Here is a 22946-nt window from a genome sequence, read left to right as displayed (position 1 = left end):
GCGCGGCCCGGCCCCGGCCCCGGCCCGGTCGGGCCCGCCCGACGGGCGGATCGGGGCGGCGCTCCGTAGGCTCGACGCATGGCTGATGCGTACGCGGGTCGGCGGGAGCGGCTGAGGGAGCACTGCGGTGCGACCGGGGCCGACGCGGCGCTGATCACCAGGCCGGCGAACGTGCGCTATCTGACCGGGTGCGCGCCCTGCGGGGCGACGCTGCTGCTCACCCGGGAGCGGGCGCTGCTGGCGCTGCCGGACGACCTGCCGCCGGACGACACCGGGGAGCACCTGCTCGGCGAGGACCTCACCCAGGTCCCGGTCGCGGCGGGGGAGGACACCGCGCTGGCCGCCGCCGCGGCCGCCGGGCGGCTCGGCGTGGACGACCTGGCGGTGGAGGAGCACGACCTGACGGTCACCCGGCACCGGTCGGTGGCGGGCCTCGCCGAGGGGGTCAGACTGGCGGGCCTCGGACCGGTGGTCGAGCGGCTGCGGGTGGTCAAGGACGAGCACGAGATCGCCGACCTGCGGATCGCCGCCGAGATCGCCGACCAGGCGCTCGGCGAACTGCTGGAGTCGATCCTGGTCGGCCGCACCGAACGGCACCTGGCGATGGAGCTGGAGCGCCGGATGATCGACCACGGTGCGGACCGGGCGGCCTTCCCGGTCTCGGTCGGCACCGGCAGCCACTCCGGTCAGCAGGCCCACCAGCCCACCGACCGCCGGGTGGAGGAGGGCGATTTCCTCACCGTCGTGCTCGGCGCCCAGTACCGGGGCTACGGCGTCTCCACCGCCCGGACCTTCGTGATCGGCGCCGCCCCCGCGCCCTGGCAGGTCGAGCTGCACCGGCTGGTGTTCCGGGCCCAGCGGGCCGGACGGGAGGCGCTCGGGCCTGGCGTCGAGCAGTGCGTACCCGACCAGGCGGCCCGGGCGATCCTCCAGGCGGCCGGGCACACCGAGCCCTCCCCGCACCCGGTCGGGCACGGCATCGGGCTGGAGATCCGGGAGGCGCCGCGCCTGGGCCCGTCGGACATGGGTAAACTGGACAGCCGCGTGCCGGTCACCGTCGGCCCGGGAGTCCACCTCCCGGGTAAGGGCGGTGTCCGGATCGAGGACACGCTCGTGGTGCGCCCCCTCGAAGAGGGCGGGCCCGAGCTGCTCACCATCACCACCAAGGAGCTCCTCGCCCTGTGACCCGCGGCCGCCCGGCGGCTGCTGCGGGCGGCAGGACGCAACCCTTGGTTCCTTGACAGCTATATCCAGGAGTTAGTGCGCCCGTGGCTTCCACGAACGATCTCAAGAACGGCATGGTCCTCAAGCTGGAGGGCGGCAAGCTCTGGTCCGTCGTCGAGTTCCAGCATGTCAAGCCCGGCAAGGGCCCGGCCTTCGTGCGCACCAAGCTCAAGGAGGTCCTGACCGGCAAGGTCGTCGACAAGACCTTCAACGCCGGCACCAAGGTCGAGACCGCCAACGTCGACAAGCGCGGCATGCAGTTCTCGTACAAGGACGGCGAGAACTTCGTGTTCATGGACACGGACACCTACGACCAGGTGACGATCGAGCCCGCCGTCGTCGGCGACGCCGCCAAGTACCTGCTGGAGGGCTTCGACGCCCTGGTGGCCATGTACGAGGGCTCCCCGCTGTACATCGAGCTCCCGGCCTCGGTCGAGCTCGTGATCTCCCACACCGAGCCGGGCGTCCAGGGCGACCGCTCGACCGGCGGCTCCAAGCCGGCCACCCTGGAGACCGGCGCCGAGATCGCGGTGCCGCTGTTCATCGTGACCGGCGAGAAGATCAAGGTCGACACCCGCGACGGCAGCTACCTCGGCCGGGTGAAGTAAGTCCGTGTCGGCCGCACGCAGCAAGGCCCGTACCCGGGCCTTCCAGATCCTCTTCGAGGCCGACCACCGCGGGGTGGACCCGCAGCGCGTCCTCGCCGACTGGGTGGCCCGCGCCCGGGAGCCCAAGCCTGACGAGGGCACCCCGCAGGTCGGCGAGTACACCATGGAGCTGATCGAGGGCTACGTTCAGCACGCCCGCCGGATCGACGACCTGATCTCGCAGTACGCGGTGGGCTGGACGCTCGACCGGATGCCGATCGTGGACCGCAACGTCCTGCGGCTCGGCGCGTACGAGCTGATCTGGGAGGACGGCGTCCCGGACGCGGTCGTCCTGGACGAGGCCGTGGAGATCGCCAAGGAGTTCTCCACGGACGACTCCCCGGCGTTCGTCAACGGTCTGCTCGCCCGCTTCCTGGAGCTCAAGCCGAGCATTCGCCGCTAGGGATCGTCCGACGAACCCTGGGCACACCCCGACGCACGGCCGCCGGACCGGAAACGGTCCGGCGGCCGTCGTGCGTTCCGGACGGGTGGCGTATGTTGGGGCTACTCATCGGTAACCCCCCGCAGTGAAGGGCAGGCCACCCCCATGACCACGGCGACCCGCAGCGAGTTCGACCAGGGCATCGCCCTGACCCGGCACCCGGACGAGCCCGGCCGCTACGACGGTGAGCTGGGCGCCGGCTGGCAGATCGGCGGCGGCGTCAACGGCGGACTGCTGCTCGCGATGGCCGGCCACGCCCTCGCGCTGGAGCACGGCGAGCACACCGACCCCGTCTCGATCAGCGGCTACTACCTCTCGGCCTCCCACCCCGGCCCGGCCACCGTCCGCACCGAGGTGCTCCGCACCGGCCGCGGCCTCTCCACCGGCACCGCCTCGCTCAGTCAGGACGGCGTCGAGCGGCTGCGGGTGGTCGCCAGCCACGGCGACCTCGCCACCGCCGACGGCGAGGTGCGCACCACCGCCCGGCCGCCGCAGCTGCCCCCGCCGGACCGGTGCATCGGCATGGAGCACGCCCCGAAGGAACTGGTCCGGCAGGCCGCCCTGCTGGACCGCTTCGACCTGCGGCTGGACCCGGCCACCGTCGGCTGGGCGCTCGGGCAGCCGTCCGGCACCGGCCGGATCCAGGGCTGGTTCAAGCTCGCCGACGGCCGCGAGCCCGACCCGCTGCTGCTCCTGCTGGTCGCCGACGCCCTGCCGCCGGTCACCTTCGACCTCGGCCTGCCCGGCTGGGCGCCCACCGTCGAGCTGACCGTCCACCTGCGGGCCAGGCCGGTGCCCGGCTGGCTGCGGGTCACCCACGCGACCCGCAACCTGGCCGGCGGCTACTTCGAGGAGGACGCCGAGGTCTGGGACGAGTCCGGCCGCCTGGTCGCGCAGTCCCGCCAGCTGGCCCGGGTGCCGCGCCCGGCGTGAGGCCCGGGGCGGACGCCCCAAACCGCGCCTCACGGTCGGTTACAGTCCTGTGACACGCCGTACGTGTGCGGCGCGCGGGGCGGGGGAGGACAACGGTCAGCGGCACGCCCGCCGCTGACCGTCACCCGTCCAGGACGCCCCAGGAGCCACCGATGAGCCGCAACGGCCGCACCCGCCGCATCACCGACTGCACCGCCGGCGGCGGCGGCCTCCGCCCCCGGCTGCGGTCGCCGCACGGGCGTCGCCGGGCCGACGCAGGCGAGCAGGCCTTTGTGATCGGTGTCCTGACCAGCGCCGCCGACTTCGAGCGGGCCCGCGCCTGGCGGCTGTCCGACGCCCCCGACTACGCGTGCTACCTGCGGGAGACCGCCGAGCTGCTGGCCGAGGCACGCCGCCGGTTCGAGACCGTCCGGGCCCGGATGTTCCACCCGCAGGACTTCGAGGAGTTCTGCCTGCTGCACGGGCTCGACCCGGTCGAGCCGGCCGCCCGGGACCGCTACCTGGTCAACCCGCCGCTGCAGACCCAGCTCCTGGCCTACCAGGGCGAGGAGCTGGCCGGGGACTTCGTCCCGCGGCTGGCCCGGGCCCGGGAGAACGGGCTGACGCTGCGCCACGCCGACCTGCTGCTCGACGGCGGGCTTTACGACGAGCGGGGCCGCGGGGTCCGTGAGGCCTACCAGCGCGGGGCCGAGGTCTTCCGCCGGATGCTGGTCGGCGCCGGCCCCGGCGTGTACGAGCTGCGCCTCGCCGTGGACGCGCCGGGCGGGCGGCTGACCGCCGCGGCCCGGGTGCTGCAGTGGGAGGACGGCGTGGTGCGGATCAACGACGAGGACCTCGACCTGCTCTGCGCGGTGCTCTGCACGGGCCTGGCCAGGGAGCTGCCGGGGCTGGCGGTGCTGCACGGCTCGCAGGGCTCGGCGGAGGCCTGCGGGGAGTACCGGCCCTCGGCGTGGGCCTGGGCCAGCGGCGGGCAGGACTGGGCGCCGGCGGCCGGCCCGGTGCGGCTGGACGGGGTGGCGGCGGAGCCGGGCTACCGGCTGGACACGGTCTGCTGAATCCCGGCGCGCGCCGTCCGGACGCACGACGGCGCGGCACCCGTGAATCCGGGTGCCGCGCCCTGGCGCATTCACCGTCTCCGCTGGTGGGAGCCGGTGCGGCGGGACTTAGCCCGCCTCCTCCTCACGCACCGCACGGCGCGCGTCGGGGTTCAGCACGCCCCACGAGATCAGCTGCTCGGTGAGGATCGACGGCGACTGGTCGTAGATCACGGCCAGGGTGCGCAGATCGTCCTGGCGGATCGACAGCACCTTGCCGTTGTAGTCGCCGCGCTGGCTCTGGATGGTCGCCGCGTACCGCTGCAGCGGACCGGCCTTCTCGGAGGGCACCTGGGTCAGTCGCTCCAGGTCCAGCACCAGGCGTGGCGGCGGTTCGGCCGCACCACCGGGCGTACCGCCGGGCAGGAGCTCCTGCACCGGGACGCCGTAGAACTCCGCCAGCTCGGCCAGCCGCTGCACGGTGACCGCACGGTCGCCGCGCTCGTACGAGCCGACGACGACTGCCTTCCAGCGCCCCTGGGACTTCTCCTCGACACCGTGCAGGGAGAGACCCTGCTGAGTGCGGATCGCTCGGAGCTTGCCTCCGAGTTGCTTCGCGTAGTCGCTGGACATTGATCTCCCCGGACGAGATTGCTTCGCGTTCAGTGGTGGGTCACGGGCGATTGCCGACGCCGTTACCGGTGGGTCCGACGTCCGTCTCGTAACTCACTGTGAGGTTACGTAGAGTGAGGTAGTTGCGTCAAGCCGAATGGGGCAGTCGTGCGAATGGTCCGCATCGGTGATGCGTCCGGCGCGTTAACCCGATGAAGCGGAATGATGGACGTCTGTTTGCCGGAGAGCGCGCTGGTAGGATGACCGAAGCCCACGCCGCATCGGCGGGGGCGATCCCAGACATCCTTTAAGGCCCGTCCCGTGAGGCGGGGAAGGAGGTCCGCTTCGGCATGACCGCAGACCACGAAACGACGCCGCGTCCGCCGCACCAGGTGCTGGACGGTACGGACATCACCCGGGTGATCACCCGGATAGCGCATGAGATCGTCGAGCGCGCCAAGGGCGCGGAGGACGTCGTCCTGCTCGGCATCCACACCAGGGGCGTCCATCTCGCCCGCCGCCTGCACGCCAGGCTGGCCCAGATCACCGGCCGCGAGATCCCGCTCGGCACCCTGGACATCACCATGTACCGGGACGACCTGCGGCTGAAGCCCGCCCGTGCCCTGGAGCACACCGAGATCCCGGCCGACGGCATCGACGGCAAGCTCGTCATCCTCGTCGACGACGTGCTCTTCTCCGGCCGCACCATCCGCGCCGCGCTCGACGCGCTCAACGACATCGGCCGCCCGCGCGCCGTCCAGCTCGCCGTCCTGGTCGACCGCGGCCACCGCGAGCTGCCCATCCGGGCCGACTACGTGGGCAAGAACCTCCCCACCTCGCTGCGCGAGGCCGTCCAGGTCCGCCTCGCCGACACCGACGGCGTGGACGCCGTCCTGGTCGGCGACCGCGACTACGCGTCCCGCTCCTCGCAGGCCCTGGCCTCCCAGCCGTCCGAACCGCACCTCCCGGAGTAACCGCGTGAAGCGCCACCTCGTCTCCGCCGCCGACCTCACCCGCGACGACGCGCTGCTCATCCTGGACACCGCCGAGGAGCTGGCCCAGCTCTCCGGACGAGCCGTCAAGAAGCTGCCCACGCTCCGCGGCCGCACCGTCGTCAACCTCTTCTTCGAGGACTCCACCCGCACCAAGACCTCCTTCGAGGTCGCCGAGAAGCGGCTCTCCGCCGACGTCATCAACTTCTCCGCCAAGGGCTCCTCCGTCTCCAAGGGCGAGAGCCTCAAGGACACCGCGCTCACCCTGCAGGCGATGGGCGCCGACGCGGTCGTCATCCGCCACCACGCCTCCGGCGCGCCCGCCCGGCTCGCCCAGTCCGACTGGCTGCACGGCAGCGTCATCAACGCCGGTGACGGCACCCACGAGCACCCCACCCAGGCGCTGCTCGACGCCTTCACCATCCGCCGCCATCTCAACCCGGGCCTCGGGCAGGACCTCGCGGGCCGGCGGGTGACCATCGTCGGCGACATCCTGCACAGCCGGGTCGCCCGCTCCAACGTCCACCTGCTCACCACCCTCGGCGCCCAGGTCACCTTCGTCGCCCCGCCGACGCTGCTGCCGATCGGCATCGAGAACTGGCCCTGCGAGGTCAGCTACGACCTGGAGCGGGTGCTCCCCAAGACGGACGCGCTGATGATGCTCCGGGTGCAGCGCGAGCGGATGAACGCCGCGTTCTTCCCGACCGAGCGCGAGTACAGCCGCCGCTACGGCCTGGACGGCATCCGGATGGCGCAGCTGCCCGAGCACGCCGTCGTGCTGCACCCCGGCCCGATGGTCCGCGGCATGGAGATCACCGCCGAGGTCGCCGACTCGCCGCGCTGCACCGTGGTCGAGCAGGTCGCCAACGGCGTCTCCGTCCGGATGGCCGTCCTCTACCTGCTCCTCGGCGGAGCCACCCTCTCCGACGCCCCCCGTAACGACTCCAGCGAGACCGCCCAGTGAACGAGCGAAGCGAGCGAACCGACAGCATGGTCACCTACCTGATCCGCAACGCCCAGATCCTCGGCGGCGCCCCGCAGGACCTCTACCTCGCCGACGGCGTCGTCCGCGAGATCGGCACCGCCCTCACCGTCGAGGCGGACATCGAGATCGACGCCACCGGCCTGATCGCGCTGCCCGGCCTGGTCGACCTGCACACCCACCTGCGCGAGCCCGGCCGGGAGGACGCCGAGACCGTCCTCACCGGCACCCAGGCCGCCGCCAAGGGCGGCTTCACCGCCGTGCACGCGATGGCCAACACCTTCCCGGTGGCCGACACCGCCGGCGTGGTCGAGCAGGTCTGGCGGCTCGGCCAGGAGTCCGGCTACTGCGACGTGCAGCCGGTCGGCGCCGTCACCGTCGGCCTGGAGGGCAAGAAGCTCGCCGAGCTGGGCGCGATGCACGACTCCGCCGCGAGCGTGCGGGTCTTCTCCGACGACGGCAAGTGCGTGGACGACGCGGTGATCATGCGCCGCGCCCTGGAGTACGTGAAGGCCTTCGACGGGGTCGTCGCCCAGCACGCCCAGGAGCCGCGGCTCACCGAGGGCGCCCAGATGAACGAGGGCCAGGTCTCCGGCGAGCTCGGGCTCGGCGGCTGGCCGGCCGTCGCCGAGGAGGCGATCATCGCCCGCGACGTGCTGCTCGCCGCGCACGTCGGCTCCCGCCTGCACGTCTGCCACGTCTCCACGGCGGGCTCGGTGGAGATCATCCGCTGGGCCAAGGCCAAGGGCTGGGACGTCACCGCCGAGGTCACCCCGCACCACCTGCTGCTCACCGACGAGCTGGTCCGCTCCTACGACCCGGTCTACAAGGTGAACCCGCCGCTGCGCACCGAGGCCGACGTGCAGGCGCTGCGCAAGGCGCTCGCGGACGGCACCATCGACGCCGTCGCCACCGACCACGCGCCGCACCCGGCCGAGGACAAGGACTGCGAGTGGGCCGTCGCCGCGATGGGCATGGTCGGCCTGGAGACCGCGCTGTCGGTCGTCCAGCAGACCATGGTCGACACCGGCCTGCTGAACTGGGAGGGCGTCGCCGACCGGATGTCGCACCGCCCGGCCCGGATCGGCCGTCTCACCGGACACGGGCGTCCGGTCTCGGTCGGTGAACCGGCCAACCTGGTGCTGTTCGATCCCGCGTACCGTGGTGCCGTGAACCCCGACAGCTTCGCCACCCGCAGCCGCAACACCCCCTACCGGGGCCTGGACCTGCCCGGACGGGTGCACGCCACCTTCCTGCGGGGCACCGCCACCGTGCTGGCCGGCGAGCTGGCCGTGCAGGGCGGGCTGGCGTGACCCCCTTCGCCCCGCTCGCCCAGGAGCAGGCCAAGGTCACCAACTGGCCCGGGTACATCGGCTGGGCCGTCGGCCTGCTGATCGTGATCGGCCTGGTCTACTGGCTGATGCGCCAGGGCTGGAACTGGCGCCGCACGCTCCAGTCCGGCCTCCCCGCACTGCCCGCCGTGCCGGCCGGCGCGGGCCGGACCATCCTGGAGACCAGCGGCCGGTACCACGGCACCACCACCGCCGGGAACTGGCTGGACCGGGTCGTCGCGCACGGCCTGGGCACCCGCAGCCGCGCCGACCTGACCCTCGGCGAGGACGGGCTGCTGGTCCGGCGGCCCGGTGACGTCGACCTCTGGATCCCGGCCGCCAACCTGACCGGGGCCCGGACGGACTCCGGGATCGCCGGCAAGGTCGTCCCGTCCGGACTGCTCGTCGTCACCTGGACGCTCGACGGCACCGCACTGGACTCCGGCTTCCGGGCCGACCACCCCGACGAGCACGCCGCCTGGGTCGAGGCGATCGCTCGCATCGCAACACGTACGAAGACGAAGACGGAAGAGGCCGCCACATGACCGCACCTGCCCCCACCACGCAGCGCCAACGGCGGGAACGAGTCCCCGCCGTGCTCGTCCTGGAGGACGGCCGGACCTTCCGCGGCCAGGCCTACGGCGCCCTCGGCGAGACCTTCGGAGAGGCGGTCTTCAACACCGGCATGTCCGGTTACCAGGAGACCCTGACCGACCCGTCGTACCACCGCCAGGTGGTCGTGATGACCGCCCCGCAGATCGGCAACACCGGCTGGAACGACGAGGACGACGAGTCCAGGCAGATCTGGGTCGCCGGCTACGTCGTGCGCGACCCCGCCCGCGTCCCGTCCAACTGGCGCTCGCGCCGCTCGCTGGACGAGGAACTGCACAACCAGGGCGTCGTCGGCATCAGCGGCATCGACACCCGGGCGCTCACCCGCCACCTGCGCGAGCGCGGCGCCATGCGCTGCGGAATCTTCTCCGGCACGGCGCTGGAGGACGACACCACCCTGCTGGCCAAGGTGCAGCAGGCGCCCGAGATGAAGGGCGCCGACCTGTGCGCCGAGGTCGCCACCACCGAGCCGTACGTGGTGCCCGCCATCGGTGAGAAGAAGTTCACCGTGGCCGCGCTGGACCTCGGCATCAAGGCGATGACCCCGCAGCGGATGGCCGAGCGCGGCATCGAGGTGCACGTGCTGCCGGCCAACTCGACCATCGAGGACATCTACGCCGTCAACCCGGACGGCGTGTTCTTCTCCAACGGCCCGGGCGACCCGGCCACCGCCGACCACCAGGTCGCCGTCGCGCAGGGGGTGCTGGAGCGCAGGACCCCGTTCTTCGGCATCTGCTTCGGCAACCAGATCCTCGGCCGCGCGCTGGGCTTCGGCACCTACAAGCTCAAGTACGGCCACCGCGGCATCAACCAGCCGGTGCAGGACCGCACCACCGGCAAGGTCGAGGTCACCGCGCACAACCACGGCTTCGCCGTGAACGCACCGCTGGACAAGGTGAGCGACACCCCGTACGGCCGGGTCGAGGTCTCCCACGTCTGCCTCAACGACGACGTGGTCGAGGGCCTCCAGGCGCTCGACGTGCCCGCCTTCAGCGTGCAGTACCACCCCGAAGCGGCGGCCGGCCCGCACGACGCGGCCTACCTCTTCGACCGGTTCGTCGAGCTCATGCGAGGCGACGACAACAGCGTGAAGCTCATGGAGGGCCAGCGTGCCTAAGCGCACTGACATCAAGTCCGTCCTGGTCATCGGGTCCGGCCCGATCGTGATCGGCCAGGCCGCCGAGTTCGACTACTCGGGCACGCAGGCCTGCCGGGTGCTCAAGGCCGAGGGCCTGCGGGTCATCCTGGTCAACTCCAACCCGGCCACGATCATGACCGACCCGGAGATCGCCGACGCCACCTACGTCGAGCCGATCACCCCGGAGTTCGTCGAGAAGATCATCGCCAAGGAGCGCCCCGACGCGCTGCTCCCCACCCTCGGCGGGCAGACCGCGCTCAACACCGCGATCTCCCTGCACTCCGCCGGCACGCTGGAGAAGTACGGCGTCGAGCTGATCGGCGCCGACGTCGTGGCGATCAACAAGGGTGAGGACCGCGAGCTCTTCAAGGGCGTCGTCGAGGCCGTCAACGCCAAGATCGGCCACGGCGAGTCCGCCCGCTCGGTCATCTGCCACACCATGGACGACGTGCTGGCCGGGGTCGACACCCTCGGCGGCTACCCGGTCGTCGTCCGGCCCTCCTTCACCATGGGCGGCGCCGGCTCCGGCTTCGCCCACAACGAGGAGGACCTGCGCCGCATCGCCGGCCAGGGCCTGACCCTCTCGCCGACCACCGAGGTGCTCCTGGAGGAGTCCATCCTCGGCTGGAAGGAGTACGAGCTCGAGCTGATGCGCGACAAGAACGACAACGTCGTGGTCGTCTGCTCGATCGAGAACTTCGACCCGATGGGCGTGCACACCGGTGACTCGATCACCGTCGCCCCGGCGATGACGCTGACCGACCGCGAGTACCAGATCCTGCGCGACATCGGCATCGCCGTCATCCGCGAGGTCGGCGTCGACACCGGCGGCTGCAACATCCAGTTCGCCGTCAACCCGGACGACGGCCGGGTCATCGTCATCGAGATGAACCCGCGCGTCTCCCGCTCCTCCGCGCTGGCGTCCAAGGCCACCGGCTTCCCGATCGCCAAGATCGCCGCGAAGCTCGCCGTCGGCTACACCCTGGACGAGATCCCCAACGACATCACCGAGCAGACCCCGGCCTCCTTCGAGCCGGCCCTCGACTACGTCGTGGTCAAGGTCCCGCGGTTCGCGTTCGAGAAGTTCCCGAGCGCCGACGCCACGCTGACCACCACCATGAAGTCCGTCGGCGAGGCCATGGCCATGGGCCGCAACTTCCCCGAGGCGCTCAACAAGGCGCTGCGCTCGCTGGAGAAGAAGGGCTCCCAGTTCACCTGGACCGGCCCGGTCGGGGACAAGGCCGCGCTGCTGGAGAAGTCCGTCGTGCCGACCGACGGCCGGATCAACACCGTCATGGAGGCCATCCGGGCCGGCGCCACCCAGGAGGAGGTGTTCGAGGCCACCAGGATCGACCCGTGGTTCGTCGACCAGCTCTTCCTGCTCGACGAGATCGCCGCCGAGCTGGCCGGGGCGGGCGAGCTCACCCCCGAGCTGCTGCGCCACGCCAAGCGGCACGGCTTCTCCGACCAGCAGATCGGCGAGATCCGCGGCCTCAAGCCGGACGTGGTCCGCGAGGTCCGGCACGCCCTCGGCATCCGCCCGGTGTTCAAGACCGTCGACACCTGCGCCGCCGAGTTCGCCGCCAGGACCCCGTACTTCTACTCGTCCTACGACGAGGAGAACGAGGTCGCCCCGCGCACCAAGCCCGCCGTGATCATCCTCGGCTCCGGCCCCAACCGCATCGGCCAGGGCATCGAGTTCGACTACTCCTGCGTCCACGCCTCGTTCGCGCTGGCCGACGCCGGGTACGAGACCGTGATGGTCAACTGCAACCCGGAGACCGTCTCCACCGACTACGACACCTCCGACCGGCTCTACTTCGAGCCGCTCACCCTGGAGGACGTGCTGGAGATCGTCCACGCCGAGCAGCAGGCCGGACCGCTGGCCGGCGTCATCGTCCAGCTCGGCGGCCAGACCCCGCTCGGCCTGGCCCAGGCGCTCAAGGAGAACGGCGTCCCGATCGTCGGCACCCAGCCCGAGGCGATCGACCTCGCCGAGGAGCGCGGCGCCTTCGGCCGGGTGCTGCGCGACGCCGGCCTGCCGGCCCCCAAGCACGGCACCGCCTTCTCCTTCGACGAGGCCAAGTCGATCGCCGACGAGATCGGCTACCCGGTCCTGGCCCGCCCGTCCTACGTGCTCGGCGGCCGCGGCATGGAGATCGTCTACGACGAGGCCTCGCTCGCCTCCTACCTGGAGCGGCACGCCGGCCTGATCTCCGAGCACCCCGTCCTGATCGACCGCTTCCTCGACGACGCGGTGGAGATCGACGTCGACGCGCTCTACGACGGCACCGAGCTCTACCTCGGCGGCGTCATGGAGCACATCGAGGAGGCCGGCATCCACTCCGGCGACTCCGCCTGCGCCCTGCCCCCGATCACCCTCGGCGGCTACGACATCAAGCGGCTGCGCGCCTCCTCCGAGGGGATCGCCCGCGGCGTCGGTGTGCGCGGTCTGATCAACATCCAGTTCGCCCTCTCCGGCGACATCCTCTACGTGCTGGAGGCCAACCCGCGCGCCTCCCGCACCGTGCCGTTCACCTCCAAGGCCACGGCCGTGCCGCTGGCCAAGGCCGCCGCCCGGATCTCGCTCGGCGCCACCATCGCCCAGCTGCGAGCCGAGGGCCTGCTCCCGGCCGAGGGCGACGGCGGCACCCTGCCGGCCGACTGCCCGATCTCCGTCAAGGAGGCCGTGATGCCGTGGAGCCGCTTCCGCGACGTCCACGGCCGCGGCGTGGACACCGTGCTCGGCCCGGAGATGCGCTCCACCGGCGAGGTCATGGGCATCGACAAGGTCTTCGGCACGGCGTACGCCAAGTCGCAGGCCGGCGCCTACGGCGCGCTCCCGACCAAGGGCAAGGTCTTCGTCTCCGTCGCCAACCGCGACAAGCGCAACCTGGTCTTCCCGGCCCGCGCGCTGGTCGGCCTCGGCTTCGAGCTGCTCGCCACCGCCGGCACCGCCGAGGTGCTGCAGCGCGGCGGCATCCCCGCCACCGTGGTGCGCAAGCACAGCGAGGGCGAGGGCCCGAACGGCGAGAAGACGATCGTCCAGCTGATCCACGAGGGTGCGGTCGACCTCATCATCAACACGCCGTACGGCACCGGTGGCCGCCTCGACGGCTACGAGATCCGCACCGCGGCCATCGCCCGCGCCGTGCCCTGCCTGACCACCGTCCAGGCCATGGGCGCCGCCGTCCAGGGCATCGACGCGCTGCTGCGCGACGAGGTCGGGGTGATGTCGCTCCAGGAGCACGCCGAGCTGATCAACGCCGGCCGCGCCAAGTAGCACCACCGCAGTGGGGGGCACCGAACCGCCTGGTGCCCCCCACTGCCATGCCCGCCCCTCGTCCGTCGCCGTCCGCCGCGCCCGCCGTCGCCCGTCGCGCCCGCGCCTCCTGTTGGGAGCTGCCATGTACAAGCTGCTGTTCGATCTCGTCTTCAAGAAGATGGACCCCGAGAAGGCCCACCACCTCGCCTTCTTCTGGATCCGGCTGGCCTCCTCCGTGCCCGGCCTGCGCACCCTGGTGCGCCTGGTGCTCGCCCCGCGCGACCGGGCCCTGCACACCACCGCCCTCGGCCTCGACCTGCCCGGCCCGTTCGGTCTGGCGGCCGGCTTCGACAAGAACGGCGTCGGCATCGACGGCCTGTCGATGCTCGGCTTCGACTACGTCGAGATCGGCACCATCACCGGCGAGCCCCAGCCCGGCAACCCGGCGCCCCGGCTCTTCCGCCTGGTCGAGGACCGCGCGCTGATCAACCGGATGGGCTTCAACAACCAGGGCTCGGCCCGGGTCGCCGCCCGCCTCGCGGCCCGCCCGCACACCAGCTCCACCCCCGTGGTCGGCATCAACATCGGCAAGACCAAGGTGGTCGAGGAGGCCGACGCGATCGCCGACTACGTCAAGAGCACCGAGCGCCTCGCCAAGTACGCCGACTACCTGGTGGTCAACGTCAGCTCGCCGAACACCCCCGGGCTGCGCAACCTCCAGGCCGTCTCCCACCTCGGCCCGCTGCTGTCCGCCGTCCGCGAGGCCGCGGACCGCACCACCCCGCACCATGTGCCGCTGCTGGTGAAGATCGCCCCCGACCTGGCCGACGAGGACGTCGACGCGGTCGCCGACCTCGCCCTGGAGCTCGGCCTGGACGGCATCATCGCCACCAACACCACCATCGGCCGCGAGGGCCTGCGCGAGAGCGCCGCCCGGATCGAGGAGATCGGCATGGGCGGCCTGTCCGGCGCCCCGCTCAAGGCCCGCGCCCTGGAGGTGCTGCAGCGCCTGCGCGCCCGGACCGAGGGCCGGCTGACGCTGGTCTCGGTCGGCGGCATCGAGACCGCCGAGGACGCCTGGCAGCGCATCATCCACGGGGCCGACCTGGTCCAGGGCTACAGCGCCTTCATCTACGAGGGTCCGTTCTGGTGCCGCCGCATCCACAAGGGCCTCTCCGCCCGCGTCCGGGCCGGCGGCTTCCGCGACCTGGCCGCCGCCGTCGGCAGCGCCAAGGCCTCCTGACCCCCTCTCACGAACTCACGAACGTTCCGGAAAGGACGTCATGACCCTCGCCCCGTTCGGCGCCCGCCTGCGCCACGCCCTCGACACCCGCGGCCAGCTCTGCGTCGGCATCGACCCGCACGCCTCCCTGCTCGCCGCCTGGGGGCTCGGCGACGACATCGCCGGCCTGGAGACCTTCAGCCGCACCGTGGTCGAGGCGCTGGCCGACCGGGTGGCCGTGCTCAAGCCGCAGGCCGCCTTCTTCGAGCGCTTCGGCAGCCGGGGCGTCGCGGTCCTGGAGAAGTCCGTGGAGGAGGCCCGCGCGGCCGGTGCGCTGGTCCTGATGGACGCCAAGCGCGGTGACATCGGCTCCACCATGGCCGCGTACGCCGAGGCCTTCCTGGCGCCCACCAGCCCGCTCTTCTCGGACGCCGTCACCGTCAGCCCCTACCTGGGCTTCGGCTCGCTGCGCCCGGCGCTCGACCTGGCGGCCGCGAACGGCGCCGGCGTCTTCGCGCTGGCGCTCACCTCCAACCCGGAGGGTGCCGAGGTGCAGCGCGCGACCGGCGCGGACGGCACCTCGGTGGCCGCCTCGGTGCTGCGGCAGCTGGCCGCCGAGAACGCCGGTGCCGAGCCGCTGGGCTCGTTCGGCGCGGTGGTCGGGGCGACCCTGGCGGACGCGGGCGTGGACCTGGCGATCAACGGCCCGCTGCTGGCCCCCGGGATCGGCGCCCAGGGCGCGACCATGGCGGATCTGCCGCGGGTGTTCGGCGCCTCGGTGCGCAACGTGGTGCCGAGCGTCAGCCGGGACGTGCTCCGGCACGGACCGTCGGTGCCGGCCCTGCGGGCGGCGGCGGAGCGCTTCGTCGGCGAGTACGCGGACGCGGTGAAGTAGGGCGCCGAAGTAGCGCGCGGCGGCGGCGGGTTCGGCTCCGCCCGGTCCGTCGGCGTCGCGTGGGACGGCCTCGCGGTGCGCCGGTAGCGCGCTGCGACGGCACGGACGGGTGGTGTGACGCCCGACGACTTGACGTGAGCGCCGTCACATCGGTGCCGCCAAAGGTCCGCAATCGCGGTCATTTTGCCCCGGAAAGTCCTGGTCGGCCTTGGCTGACCAGGACTTTTCGTGTTCTTTTCCTGACGCGGCGCCGCAATCCGGGTAGTGTCCGGCGATAGGTCATCGAAGAGCGGCGATTCCCGTTGCTCTCGCAGGTCAGAGCCGTACGGTTCCCCTGTGGCCGGTGTCCTGGGAACCACCAGTCATAGCTCAATCCCTTCCTTCCACACCCTGAGGTGAACGGCGTGGCTCTTCCGCCCCTTACCCCTGAACAGCGCACCGCCGCGCTCGCCAAGGCCGCCGAGGCTCGCCGGGAGCGCGCCGAGGTCAAGAACCGGCTCAAGCACTCCGGCGCCTCCCTGCACGAGGTGATCAAGGCCGGTAAGGCCGACAACGACGTGATCGGCAAGATGAAGGTCTCCGCACTGCTGGAGTCCCTTCCGGGCGTCGGAAAGGTCCGTGCCAAGCAGATCATGGAACGTCTCGGCATCAGTGAGAGCCGTCGCGTCCGCGGCCTCGGTACGAACCAGATCGCCTCCCTGGAACGGGAGTTCGGCGGGGGTGCCGCCTGACCGTGCCCCGTGGTCCCGGCATCGTCCGCGATCCGGGATAATCGGTGCATGAGTGAGCGTCCGCGGCTGACCGTGCTCTCCGGCCCCTCGGGGGTCGGCAAGAGCACGGTCGTCGCTCATATGAGGAAGCAGTACCCCGAGGTCTGGCTCTCGGTGTCGGCGACGACCCGCCACCCGAGGCCCGGCGAGCAGGACGGGGTCCAGTACCACTTCGTCGACAACGACGAGTTCGACAAGCTGATCGCCAACGGCGAGTTGCTGGAGTGGGCGGTGTTCGCGGGCAACCGCTACGGCACCCCGCGCTCGGCGGTGCTGGAGAAGCTGGACCGCGGCGAGCCGGTCCTGCTGGAGATCGACCTGCAGGGCGCCCGTCAGGTGCGCGAGTCGATGCCCGAGGCCCAGCTCGTGTTCCTGGCTCCGCCGAGCTGGGACGAGCTGGTCCGCCGGCTGACCGGCCGGGGCACCGAGTCGCAGGACGTGATCGAGAAGCGGCTGGAGGCCGCCAGGGTCGAGCTGGCCGCGGAGTCGGAGTTCGACACAACCCTTGTCAACACCTCCGTCGAGCAGGTAGCGGCCGAACTGCTAGCCTTGCTCGGTGTAGCCTGACCTGTCTGTCTTTTCCACCTTTCGGAAGGTTTTCGCGTGTCCTCTTCCATGACCGCGCCCGAGGGCATCATCAACCCGCCGATCGACGAGCTGCTTGAGGCCACCGACTCCAAGTACAGCCTCGTGATCTACGCCGCCAAGCGCGCGCGTCAGATCAACGCCTACTACTCGCAGCTCGGTGAGGGCCTGCTGGAGTACGTCGGCCCGCTGGTCGACACCCACGTGCACGAGAAGCCGCTGTCGATCGCGCTGCGCGAGATCAACGCGGGCATGCTCACCGCGGAGGCGGTCGAGGCGGAGACCCGCTGAGCGGTCGTTGCCTGTTCTCTTGCCCGAAGGGCCCGGCGGAATCGTTTCCGCCGGGCCCTTCGGCCTGTCCGGGGCCGGGTGTTGGGCGGACGGCGTGCGTGCGCGGCTGTGCGTTCCGCCACAGTGCGGGTGATCGTCACGGGGCCGTAGGGTGAGCACGTTCTGACCAGGCCGGAGGAGGAAACGGGAGCATGAGCGCGAGCACGGACGCGAGTACGGACCGGACGGGCACCCAGGCCCCGCGGGTGGTTCTCGGCGTCAGCGGCGGCATCGCCGCCTACAAGGCCTGTGAACTGCTGCGCCGTTTCGCCGAGTCCGGCCACCAGGTCACCGTGGTGCCCACCGCCGCCGCGCTGCACTTCGTCGGCGAGGCCACCTGGGCCGCGCTCTCCGGCCGGCCGGCCGCCACCGAGACCTGGGACAAGGTCCACGAGGTGCCGCACGTGCGGATCGGCCAGCAGGCCGACCTGGTCGTGGTCGCCCCGGCCACCGCTGACCTGATGGCCAGGGCGGCCCACGGGCTGGCCGACGACCTGCTCACCAACACCCTGCTCACCGCCCGCTGTCCGGTGGTGCTGGCGCCCGCCATGCACACCGAGATGTGGGAGCACCCGGCCACCCGGGAGAACGTCGCCACCCTGCGCCGCCGCGGTGTCATCGTGCTGGAGCCCGCGGTCGGGCGGCTCACCGGCAAGGACACCGGCAAGGGGCGGCTGCCCGAGCCGTCCGCGATCTTCGACGCCTGCCGGGCCGTGCTGCGCCGGGGCGCACCGTCGGGTGACCTGGCGGGCCGGCACGTGGTGGTGTCGGCCGGCGGGACGCGCGAGCCGCTGGACCCGGTGCGCTTCCTCGGCAACCGCTCCTCCGGCAAGCAGGGCTACGCGCTCGCCGCGACCGCCGCGGCGCGGGGCGCCCGCGTGACATTGATCTCGGCCAATGCCGAGCCGGCCGATCCGGCGGGGGTGGATGTGGTGCATGTCTCGACCGCGCTGGAGCTCCGGGACGCCGCGCTGAAGGCCGCGGCGGACGCGGACGCCGTGGTCATGGCCGCCGCGGTGGCCGACTTCCGGCCCGCCGAGTACGCCACCGGCAAGATCAAGAAGGTCGAGGGGGTCGAGCCGGCGCCGGTCGCGCTCGTCCGGAACCCGGACATCCTGGCGGAGCTGTCGGCCCACCGTGCCCGTTCGGGTCAACTGGTCGTGGGTTTCGCGGCGGAGACGGACGACGTGCTCGCCAACGGCCGCGCCAAGCTCGCACGCAAGGGCTGTGACCTGCTGGTGGTCAACGAGGTGGGGAACGGGAAGGCGTTCGGTACGGACGTCAACGAGGCCGTGGTGCTCGGCTCGGACGGGAGTGAGACGGTTGTTCCGGTGGGGCCCAAGGAGGCGCTCGCCGATGTCGTCTGGGACCTGATCGCGAAGCGGCTGGAACCGGTCGCCCGGTGATCTGAACCGACAATCGTCCGGTCTTGATTTCCGGAATGGAGTGACGGTTGCCGGTAGCCGACCGTTACACTCCAGGAATCAAGTCTTTCCGGATGTCCCCGGTCCGCCGGGGGCCTTCAGTCAGCAGCCGCTGCAACCCCAGGGAGCGCTGTGTCTCGCCGCCTGTTCACCTCGGAATCCGTGACCGAGGGACACCCCGACAAGATCGCTGACCAGATCAGCGACACCATCCTTGACGCTCTCCTTCGTGAGGACCCGAAGTCCCGGGTCGCCGTGGAGACGCTCATCACCACCGGCCAGGTGCACGTGGCCGGTGAGGTGACCACCAAGGCGTACGCGCCGATCGCCCAGCTCGTCCGGGACAAGATCCTGGAGATCGGTTACGACAGCTCCAAGAAGGGCTTCGACGGCGCCTCCTGTGGCGTGTCGGTGTCCATCGGTGCCCAGTCGCCCGACATCGCGCAGGGCGTCGACACCGCGTACGAGGCCCGGGTCGAGGGGTCCGCCCACGGCGACGAAGGCGACGACCTGGACAAGCAGGGCGCGGGTGACCAGGGCCTGATGTTCGGCTACGCGTCGGACGAGACGCCGGAGCTGATGCCGCTGCCGATCACGCTGGCGCACCGGCTGTCCAAGCGCCTGTCGGAGGTCCGCAAGAACGGGACGATCCCCTACCTGCGCCCGGACGGCAAGACCCAGGTCACCATCGAGTACGACGGCGACCGCGCCGTCCGCCTGGACACCGTGGTCGTCTCCTCGCAGCACGCGAGCGACATCGACCTGGAGTCGCTGCTCACCCCGGACATCCGCGAGTTCGTCGTGGAGCCGGAGCTGAAGGCGCTGGCCGAGCAGGGCATCAAGCTGGTGACCGAGGGCTACCGCCTGCTGGTCAACCCGACCGGCCGCTTCGAGATCGGCGGCCCGATGGGCGACGCCGGCCTCACCGGCCGCAAGATCATCATCGACACCTACGGCGGCTACGCCCGCCACGGTGGCGGTGCCTTCTCCGGCAAGGACCCGTCCAAGGTCGACCGCTCGGCCGCCTACGCCATGCGCTGGGTCGCCAAGAACATCGTCGCCGCCGGCCTCGCCCGCCGCGCCGAGGTCCAGGTCGCCTACGCCATCGGCAAGGCCGAGCCGGTCGGCCTCTTCGTCGAGACCTTCGGCACCGAGACCGTCCCGGTCCTCACCATCCAGAAGGCCGTCACCGACGTCTTCGACCTGCGTCCGGCCGCGATCATCCGCGACCTGGACCTGCTGCGCCCGATCTACGCGCAGACCGCGGCGTACGGCCACTTCGGCCGTGAGCTGCCGGACTTCACCTGGGAGCGGACCGACCGGGTCGACCAGCTGAAGAAGGCCGTCCAGGACTGACGCCCTTCCCCACGCGCACGACCGCAGGCGGCGGCCGCCCCGAGCCCTCGGGACGGCCGCCGCCTGCGGAGTTGTGCCCGATGTCGGTGTGACCTGGTAGTACTTGGAGCGATGAGCAGCGAAGAGGAGAGCGGCGGGGGCGGTGCGGGGGCTCCGGAGCAGCTCGCGTTCATCCGGGAGACGGTGCGCCGGGCCAAGCCCCGTACCTGGCGCGGGGCCAAGCGCGCCGAGCACCTGCCGGTGGCCCGGGTGGTGGTCGACAAGGGCGTGCTGACCATCGACAAGTTCTTCGACTACGAGGTGCCCGCCGCGATGGCGGAGGACGCCCGGCCCGGCGCGCGGGTGCGGGTGCGTTTCGGGGCGCGCGTGGTGAAGGGCCAGCGCGAAGGGGGGGAACTGCACGACGGGTTCATCGTCGCGCGCCTGCCCGAAAGCGACTTCCCCGGCCCGCTGGCGCCGCTCGCCCAGGTGCTCTCGCCCGAGCCGGTGCTCACCCCGCAGCTGCTGCGGCTCTGCCGGACCGTCGCCGACCGCTACGCGGGGACCCTGGCGGACGTCCTCCAGCTGGCGATCCCGCCCCGGCACGCCAAGGCCGAGGCCGAGCCCTCCCCGCCGCCCAGGCCCCGGCCGGCCGCGCCCGCCCCCGGTGGCTGGCAGCGCTACCCCGCCGGGCCCGACTTCCTCGCCGCGCTGGCCGGCGGCGGCGCGCCGCGCGCGGTCTGGACGGCGCTGCCCGGCCCCGGCTGGCCGTACGAGATCGCCCGCGCCGTCGCCGCCACCCTGGCGAGCGGGCGCGGCGCGCTGGTCGTCCTGCCGGACGGGCGCACCACCGCCCGGGTCGACCGGGCGCTCACCGAACTGCTCGGCGCCGGGCAGCACGCCACCCTGGTGGCCGATCTCGGGCCCCGGGAGCGCTACCGGCGCTGGCTGGAGGTGAGCCGCGGCTCGGTGCACGCCGTCATCGGCACCCGCGCCACCATGTTCGCGCCGGTGCGCGACCTCGGGCTGGTGGTCGTCTGGTCGGACGGCGACAGCAGCCACAGCGATCCGCGCGCCCCGCACCCGCACGTCCGGGAGGTCGCGCTGCTGCGCGCGGCCGAGGAGGGCGCGGGCGTGCTGCTGGGCGGGCACACGGTGACCGTGGAGGGCGCGCAGCTGGTCAGCACCGGGTGGGCCCGGCCGCTGGCGGCCGACCGGGAGACCGTCCGGCAGGTCGCGCCCCGGGTCCGGACCGTCACCGACCAGGACCAGCACCGGGACGCCGCCGCCCAGGCCGCCCGGCTGCCGTCGGTGGCCTGGGAGGTCGCGCGGGACGCGCTGGCGAGCGGCGGGCCGGTCCTGATCCAGGTGCCGAGGCGCGGGTACGTGCCCCGGCTGGCGTGCGGGCGCTGCCGCACGCCGGTCCGGTGCCGGCACTGCGAGGGCCCGCTGGAGGTTGCGTCGTCCGACGCGCCGCTGCGCTGCGGCTGGTGCGGGGAGGCGGAGAACGACTGGCACTGCGCCGAGTGCGGGTCGTTCCGGCTGCGGGCGCAGGTGGTCGGTGCGCGGCGGACGGCGGAGGAGCTGGGGAAGGCGTTCCCCCGGATCCCGGTCCGGACCTCCGGACGGGACGCGGTGCTGGCGACCGTCCCCGCGGAGCCGGCGCTGGTGATCTCCACCCCGGGCGCCGAGCCGGTGGTCGAAGGGGCGGACGGCTACGCGGCCGCGCTGCTGCTGGACGGCTGGGCGCTGCTCGGCCGCCCGGACCTGCGGGCCGGGGAGGAGACCCTGCGGCTCTGGCTGGCGGCCGCCGCGCTGGTCCGGCCCTCGACCGAGGGCGGCACGGTGGTGGTGGTCGCGGAGCCGACCGCGCGGCCGGTGCAGGCGCTGGTCCGCTGGGACCCGATGGGCCACGCCGGGCTGGAGCGGGACGAACGGGCGCAGCTGCACTTCCCGCCGGTGTCGCGGATGGCCTCGGTGGCGGGCAGTCCGGCGGCGGTGGCCGACCTGCTGGGCCTGGTCCGGCTGCCGGAGGGCGCCGATGTGCTGGGTCCGGTGCCGGTGCCGAAGCTGCGGGGGGAGGAGCAGGAGCGGGCGCTGCTGCGGGTGCCGCCCGGACAGGGGGCGGCGCTGGCGGCGGCGCTCAAGGCGGCGCAGATCGCGCGGATCGCGCTGCGGACGCCGGAGGCGGTGAAGGTGCGGATCGATCCGCTGGACATCGGCTGAGGCGAGGGCGGGCGGGCTGGTGGCCGGGCCCGGGCCGGGCTGAGGCGGGGCGGGCGGGGACGGCCGGGCCCGTTGGGTGAGCCCGACCGTGCCGCCCGATGTCCGCCCTGGTCAGCCGCGCAGCGGGATGCCGCCGCGGTCCACGCCGGCGCGGTCCAGTCCGCCCCGGTCCGCCGCGGACCGGTCCAGGGCCGCCCGGTCCAGCGTGCTGCGGTCCAGGCCGCCCTGGCGGGCCGCCGGGACGGTGGTGGCCAGCCCGCTCGGGGCGGGTGCGGCGGCCGGCAGTTCCTCGGAGCGGTCCGACCGGCCCTGCCCCGGCACCCCCGGGACGCCGGAGGCCGTCACCCCGCCCGCGGCGAGCAGCTCGCTGGTGGGCCGGCGCATCCCGTACCGCCGGTGCACCGCCTGCTTGGTGACCCCGAGGGCCGAGCCCACCGAATCCCAGGAGAAGCCCAGCGCCCGGTCGAACTCGACCGCCGCCGCCACCAGCGTCTCCACGCTCTCCCGCAGCTCCTGCGCCAGGCGCACCGTCGGTGCGGGCGCCCGCCCGTACACCACGAACCCGGCCGAGGTGCTCGGGCGGCGCGGGCGGTAGACGTTGCCCAGCTGGGCGGTGAGCGTCCGCAGCGCGTCGACCTGCCGCCGCACCCGCTCGATGTCCCGCACCAGCAGGTGCAGGCTGGCCCGGGCCCGGGCGTCGTGGTTGATCTGCTCAGCCATGGCTTACGCGCCACCTTCCGTACGGTTCGGCTCGGCCGGGTCGCGGTGTCCCGTTCTGCCCGGCCCCGGTCAATCTCACTTGACCAACGCCCGAATGGGGGCCGGGGTCACGCAGCCGGACGGACTCGGGATATGCCGGTGGGCCGAGCACGGCCGCCGGACGGCCCCGGACGATTGCATAGACTTGCCGGTGGCCGGCCCCCGGCCCACCCCGTGACCCGCCTGTG

General features: G+C 72.6%; 21 protein-coding genes. 19 read left to right on the top strand and 2 right to left on the bottom strand.

Going from position 1 to position 22946, the window contains the following annotated elements:
- The first annotated feature begins 78 nt into the window (after nucleotides 1-78).
- From AB0P06_RS23775 to AB0P06_RS23755, 5 genes are all read left to right on the top strand, one after another.
- Complete coding sequence (locus AB0P06_RS23775) at nucleotides 79-1185, top strand: aminopeptidase P family protein (RefSeq protein WP_363610466.1); 1107 nt, start codon at nucleotides 79-81, stop codon at nucleotides 1183-1185.
- Nucleotides 1186-1268: 83 nt separating this feature from the next.
- Nucleotides 1269-1832 (top strand): elongation factor P, encoded by a 564-nt coding sequence (gene efp / locus AB0P06_RS23770; protein ID WP_363610464.1) that lies wholly within the window; start codon nucleotides 1269-1271, stop codon nucleotides 1830-1832.
- A 4-nt stretch (nucleotides 1833-1836) separates the two neighbouring features.
- A complete protein-coding gene (nusB, locus tag AB0P06_RS23765; protein ID WP_063346766.1) occupies nucleotides 1837-2274 on the top strand; it encodes a transcription antitermination factor NusB in 438 nt (145 codons plus the stop codon).
- A gap of 144 nt (nucleotides 2275-2418) precedes the next feature.
- Complete coding sequence (locus AB0P06_RS23760; protein ID WP_363610462.1) at nucleotides 2419-3246, top strand: thioesterase family protein; 828 nt, start codon at nucleotides 2419-2421, stop codon at nucleotides 3244-3246.
- Between the two features lie 152 nt (nucleotides 3247-3398).
- Nucleotides 3399-4301 (top strand): hypothetical protein, encoded by a 903-nt coding sequence (locus AB0P06_RS23755; RefSeq protein ID WP_363610460.1) that lies wholly within the window; start codon nucleotides 3399-3401, stop codon nucleotides 4299-4301.
- A gap of 108 nt (nucleotides 4302-4409) precedes the next feature.
- Here AB0P06_RS23755 and AB0P06_RS23750 read toward each other — a convergent pair whose 3' ends face one another.
- Nucleotides 4410-4913: a transcriptional regulator gene (locus AB0P06_RS23750; protein ID WP_045692870.1), complete on the bottom strand. Its 504-nt coding sequence runs from the start codon at nucleotides 4911-4913 to the stop codon at nucleotides 4410-4412.
- 329 nt (nucleotides 4914-5242) lie between these two features.
- Between AB0P06_RS23750 and pyrR the strand changes: the two genes are divergently transcribed.
- The 14 genes from pyrR (at nucleotide 5243) to AB0P06_RS23680 (ending at nucleotide 21999) form a co-directional block, all read left to right on the top strand.
- The gene (pyrR, locus tag AB0P06_RS23745) at nucleotides 5243-5866 is read left to right on the top strand and encodes a bifunctional pyr operon transcriptional regulator/uracil phosphoribosyltransferase PyrR (RefSeq protein ID WP_363610458.1); all 624 of its coding nucleotides are present in this window, start codon (nucleotides 5243-5245) and stop codon (nucleotides 5864-5866) included.
- Nucleotides 5867-5870: 4 nt separating this feature from the next.
- Complete coding sequence (locus AB0P06_RS23740; RefSeq protein ID WP_363610456.1) at nucleotides 5871-6848, top strand: aspartate carbamoyltransferase catalytic subunit; 978 nt, start codon at nucleotides 5871-5873, stop codon at nucleotides 6846-6848.
- A gap of 26 nt (nucleotides 6849-6874) precedes the next feature.
- Nucleotides 6875-8179: a dihydroorotase gene (locus AB0P06_RS23735; RefSeq protein WP_363610533.1), complete on the top strand. Its 1305-nt coding sequence runs from the start codon at nucleotides 6875-6877 to the stop codon at nucleotides 8177-8179.
- Nucleotides 8176-8742 (top strand): hypothetical protein, encoded by a 567-nt coding sequence (locus AB0P06_RS23730; RefSeq protein WP_363610454.1) that lies wholly within the window; start codon nucleotides 8176-8178, stop codon nucleotides 8740-8742. The genes AB0P06_RS23735 and AB0P06_RS23730 overlap by 4 nt, the downstream gene beginning before the upstream one ends.
- The gene (gene carA, locus AB0P06_RS23725) at nucleotides 8739-9926 is read left to right on the top strand and encodes a glutamine-hydrolyzing carbamoyl-phosphate synthase small subunit (protein ID WP_363610452.1); all 1188 of its coding nucleotides are present in this window, start codon (nucleotides 8739-8741) and stop codon (nucleotides 9924-9926) included. Before AB0P06_RS23730 ends, carA begins: the two co-directional genes overlap by 4 nt.
- Nucleotides 9919-13230 (top strand): carbamoyl-phosphate synthase large subunit, encoded by a 3312-nt coding sequence (gene carB, locus AB0P06_RS23720; protein ID WP_363610450.1) that lies wholly within the window; start codon nucleotides 9919-9921, stop codon nucleotides 13228-13230. Before carA ends, carB begins: the two co-directional genes overlap by 8 nt.
- A 124-nt stretch (nucleotides 13231-13354) precedes the next feature.
- A complete protein-coding gene (locus AB0P06_RS23715) occupies nucleotides 13355-14455 on the top strand; it encodes a quinone-dependent dihydroorotate dehydrogenase (RefSeq protein WP_363610448.1) in 1101 nt (366 codons plus the stop codon).
- Nucleotides 14456-14495: 40 nt separating this feature from the next.
- Nucleotides 14496-15329 (top strand): orotidine-5'-phosphate decarboxylase, encoded by an 834-nt coding sequence (pyrF, locus tag AB0P06_RS23710; RefSeq protein ID WP_363610446.1) that lies wholly within the window; start codon nucleotides 14496-14498, stop codon nucleotides 15327-15329.
- A 404-nt stretch (nucleotides 15330-15733) separates the two neighbouring features.
- Nucleotides 15734-16060 (top strand): integration host factor, actinobacterial type, encoded by a 327-nt coding sequence (gene mihF, locus AB0P06_RS23705; RefSeq protein ID WP_030056187.1) that lies wholly within the window; start codon nucleotides 15734-15736, stop codon nucleotides 16058-16060.
- A gap of 48 nt (nucleotides 16061-16108) precedes the next feature.
- Nucleotides 16109-16666, top strand: a complete 558-nt coding sequence (gene gmk / locus AB0P06_RS23700; RefSeq protein ID WP_363610444.1) for a guanylate kinase — start codon at nucleotides 16109-16111, stop codon at nucleotides 16664-16666.
- Between the two features lie 36 nt (nucleotides 16667-16702).
- Nucleotides 16703-16975, top strand: coding sequence for a DNA-directed RNA polymerase subunit omega (gene rpoZ, locus AB0P06_RS23695; RefSeq protein WP_363610442.1), 273 nt, complete (start codon nucleotides 16703-16705; stop codon nucleotides 16973-16975).
- 191 nt (nucleotides 16976-17166) lie between these two features.
- Nucleotides 17167-18420, top strand: a complete 1254-nt coding sequence (coaBC, locus tag AB0P06_RS23690; protein ID WP_363610440.1) for a bifunctional phosphopantothenoylcysteine decarboxylase/phosphopantothenate--cysteine ligase CoaBC — start codon at nucleotides 17167-17169, stop codon at nucleotides 18418-18420.
- Nucleotides 18421-18570: 150 nt separating this feature from the next.
- Nucleotides 18571-19794 (top strand): methionine adenosyltransferase, encoded by a 1224-nt coding sequence (gene metK / locus AB0P06_RS23685; protein ID WP_363610438.1) that lies wholly within the window; start codon nucleotides 18571-18573, stop codon nucleotides 19792-19794.
- A 111-nt stretch (nucleotides 19795-19905) separates the two neighbouring features.
- Nucleotides 19906-21999 carry a primosomal protein N' gene (locus AB0P06_RS23680; RefSeq protein ID WP_363610436.1) on the top strand — a complete coding sequence of 698 codons (2094 nt, stop codon included), beginning with the start codon at nucleotides 19906-19908 and terminating at the stop codon, nucleotides 21997-21999.
- Nucleotides 22000-22110: 111 nt separating this feature from the next.
- Here the strand turns inward: AB0P06_RS23680 and AB0P06_RS23675 are convergent, their stop codons facing one another.
- Nucleotides 22111-22719: a hypothetical protein gene (locus AB0P06_RS23675; RefSeq protein ID WP_363610434.1), complete on the bottom strand. Its 609-nt coding sequence runs from the start codon at nucleotides 22717-22719 to the stop codon at nucleotides 22111-22113.
- Nucleotides 22720-22946 lie beyond the last annotated feature (227 nt).

The organism is Kitasatospora sp. NPDC088351 (assembly GCF_040685575.1).
In the GTDB taxonomy this organism is placed as follows: domain Bacteria; phylum Actinomycetota; class Actinomycetes; order Streptomycetales; family Streptomycetaceae; genus Kitasatospora.
Note: the sequence above shows the minus strand (reverse complement) of the source record. Positions and strands in the feature narration are given on the sequence as shown.

Bases quoted from the DNA above. Each gene is read 5' to 3' on its own strand.
- AB0P06_RS23755 (WP_363610460.1), top strand. From the start codon at position 3,399: ATGAGCCGCAACGGCCGCACCCGCCGCATCACCGACTGCACCGCCGGC.
- AB0P06_RS23775 (WP_363610466.1), top strand. From the start codon at position 79: ATGGCTGATGCGTACGCGGGTCGGCGGGAGCGGCTGAGGGAGCACTGC.
- coaBC (WP_363610440.1), top strand. From the start codon at position 17,167: ATGAGCGCGAGCACGGACGCGAGTACGGACCGGACGGGCACCCAGGCC.
- AB0P06_RS23760 (WP_363610462.1), top strand. From the start codon at position 2,419: ATGACCACGGCGACCCGCAGCGAGTTCGACCAGGGCATCGCCCTGACC.
- pyrF (WP_363610446.1), top strand. From the start codon at position 14,496: ATGACCCTCGCCCCGTTCGGCGCCCGCCTGCGCCACGCCCTCGACACC.
- pyrR (WP_363610458.1), top strand. From the start codon at position 5,243: ATGACCGCAGACCACGAAACGACGCCGCGTCCGCCGCACCAGGTGCTG.
- AB0P06_RS23750 (WP_045692870.1), bottom strand. From the start codon at position 4,913: ATGTCCAGCGACTACGCGAAGCAACTCGGAGGCAAGCTCCGAGCGATC.
- AB0P06_RS23675 (WP_363610434.1), bottom strand. From the start codon at position 22,719: ATGGCTGAGCAGATCAACCACGACGCCCGGGCCCGGGCCAGCCTGCAC.
- gmk (WP_363610444.1), top strand. From the start codon at position 16,109: ATGAGTGAGCGTCCGCGGCTGACCGTGCTCTCCGGCCCCTCGGGGGTC.
- AB0P06_RS23715 (WP_363610448.1), top strand. From the start codon at position 13,355: ATGTACAAGCTGCTGTTCGATCTCGTCTTCAAGAAGATGGACCCCGAG.
- AB0P06_RS23735 (WP_363610533.1), top strand. From the start codon at position 6,875: ATGGTCACCTACCTGATCCGCAACGCCCAGATCCTCGGCGGCGCCCCG.
- carA (WP_363610452.1), top strand. From the start codon at position 8,739: ATGACCGCACCTGCCCCCACCACGCAGCGCCAACGGCGGGAACGAGTC.
- AB0P06_RS23680 (WP_363610436.1), top strand. From the start codon at position 19,906: ATGAGCAGCGAAGAGGAGAGCGGCGGGGGCGGTGCGGGGGCTCCGGAG.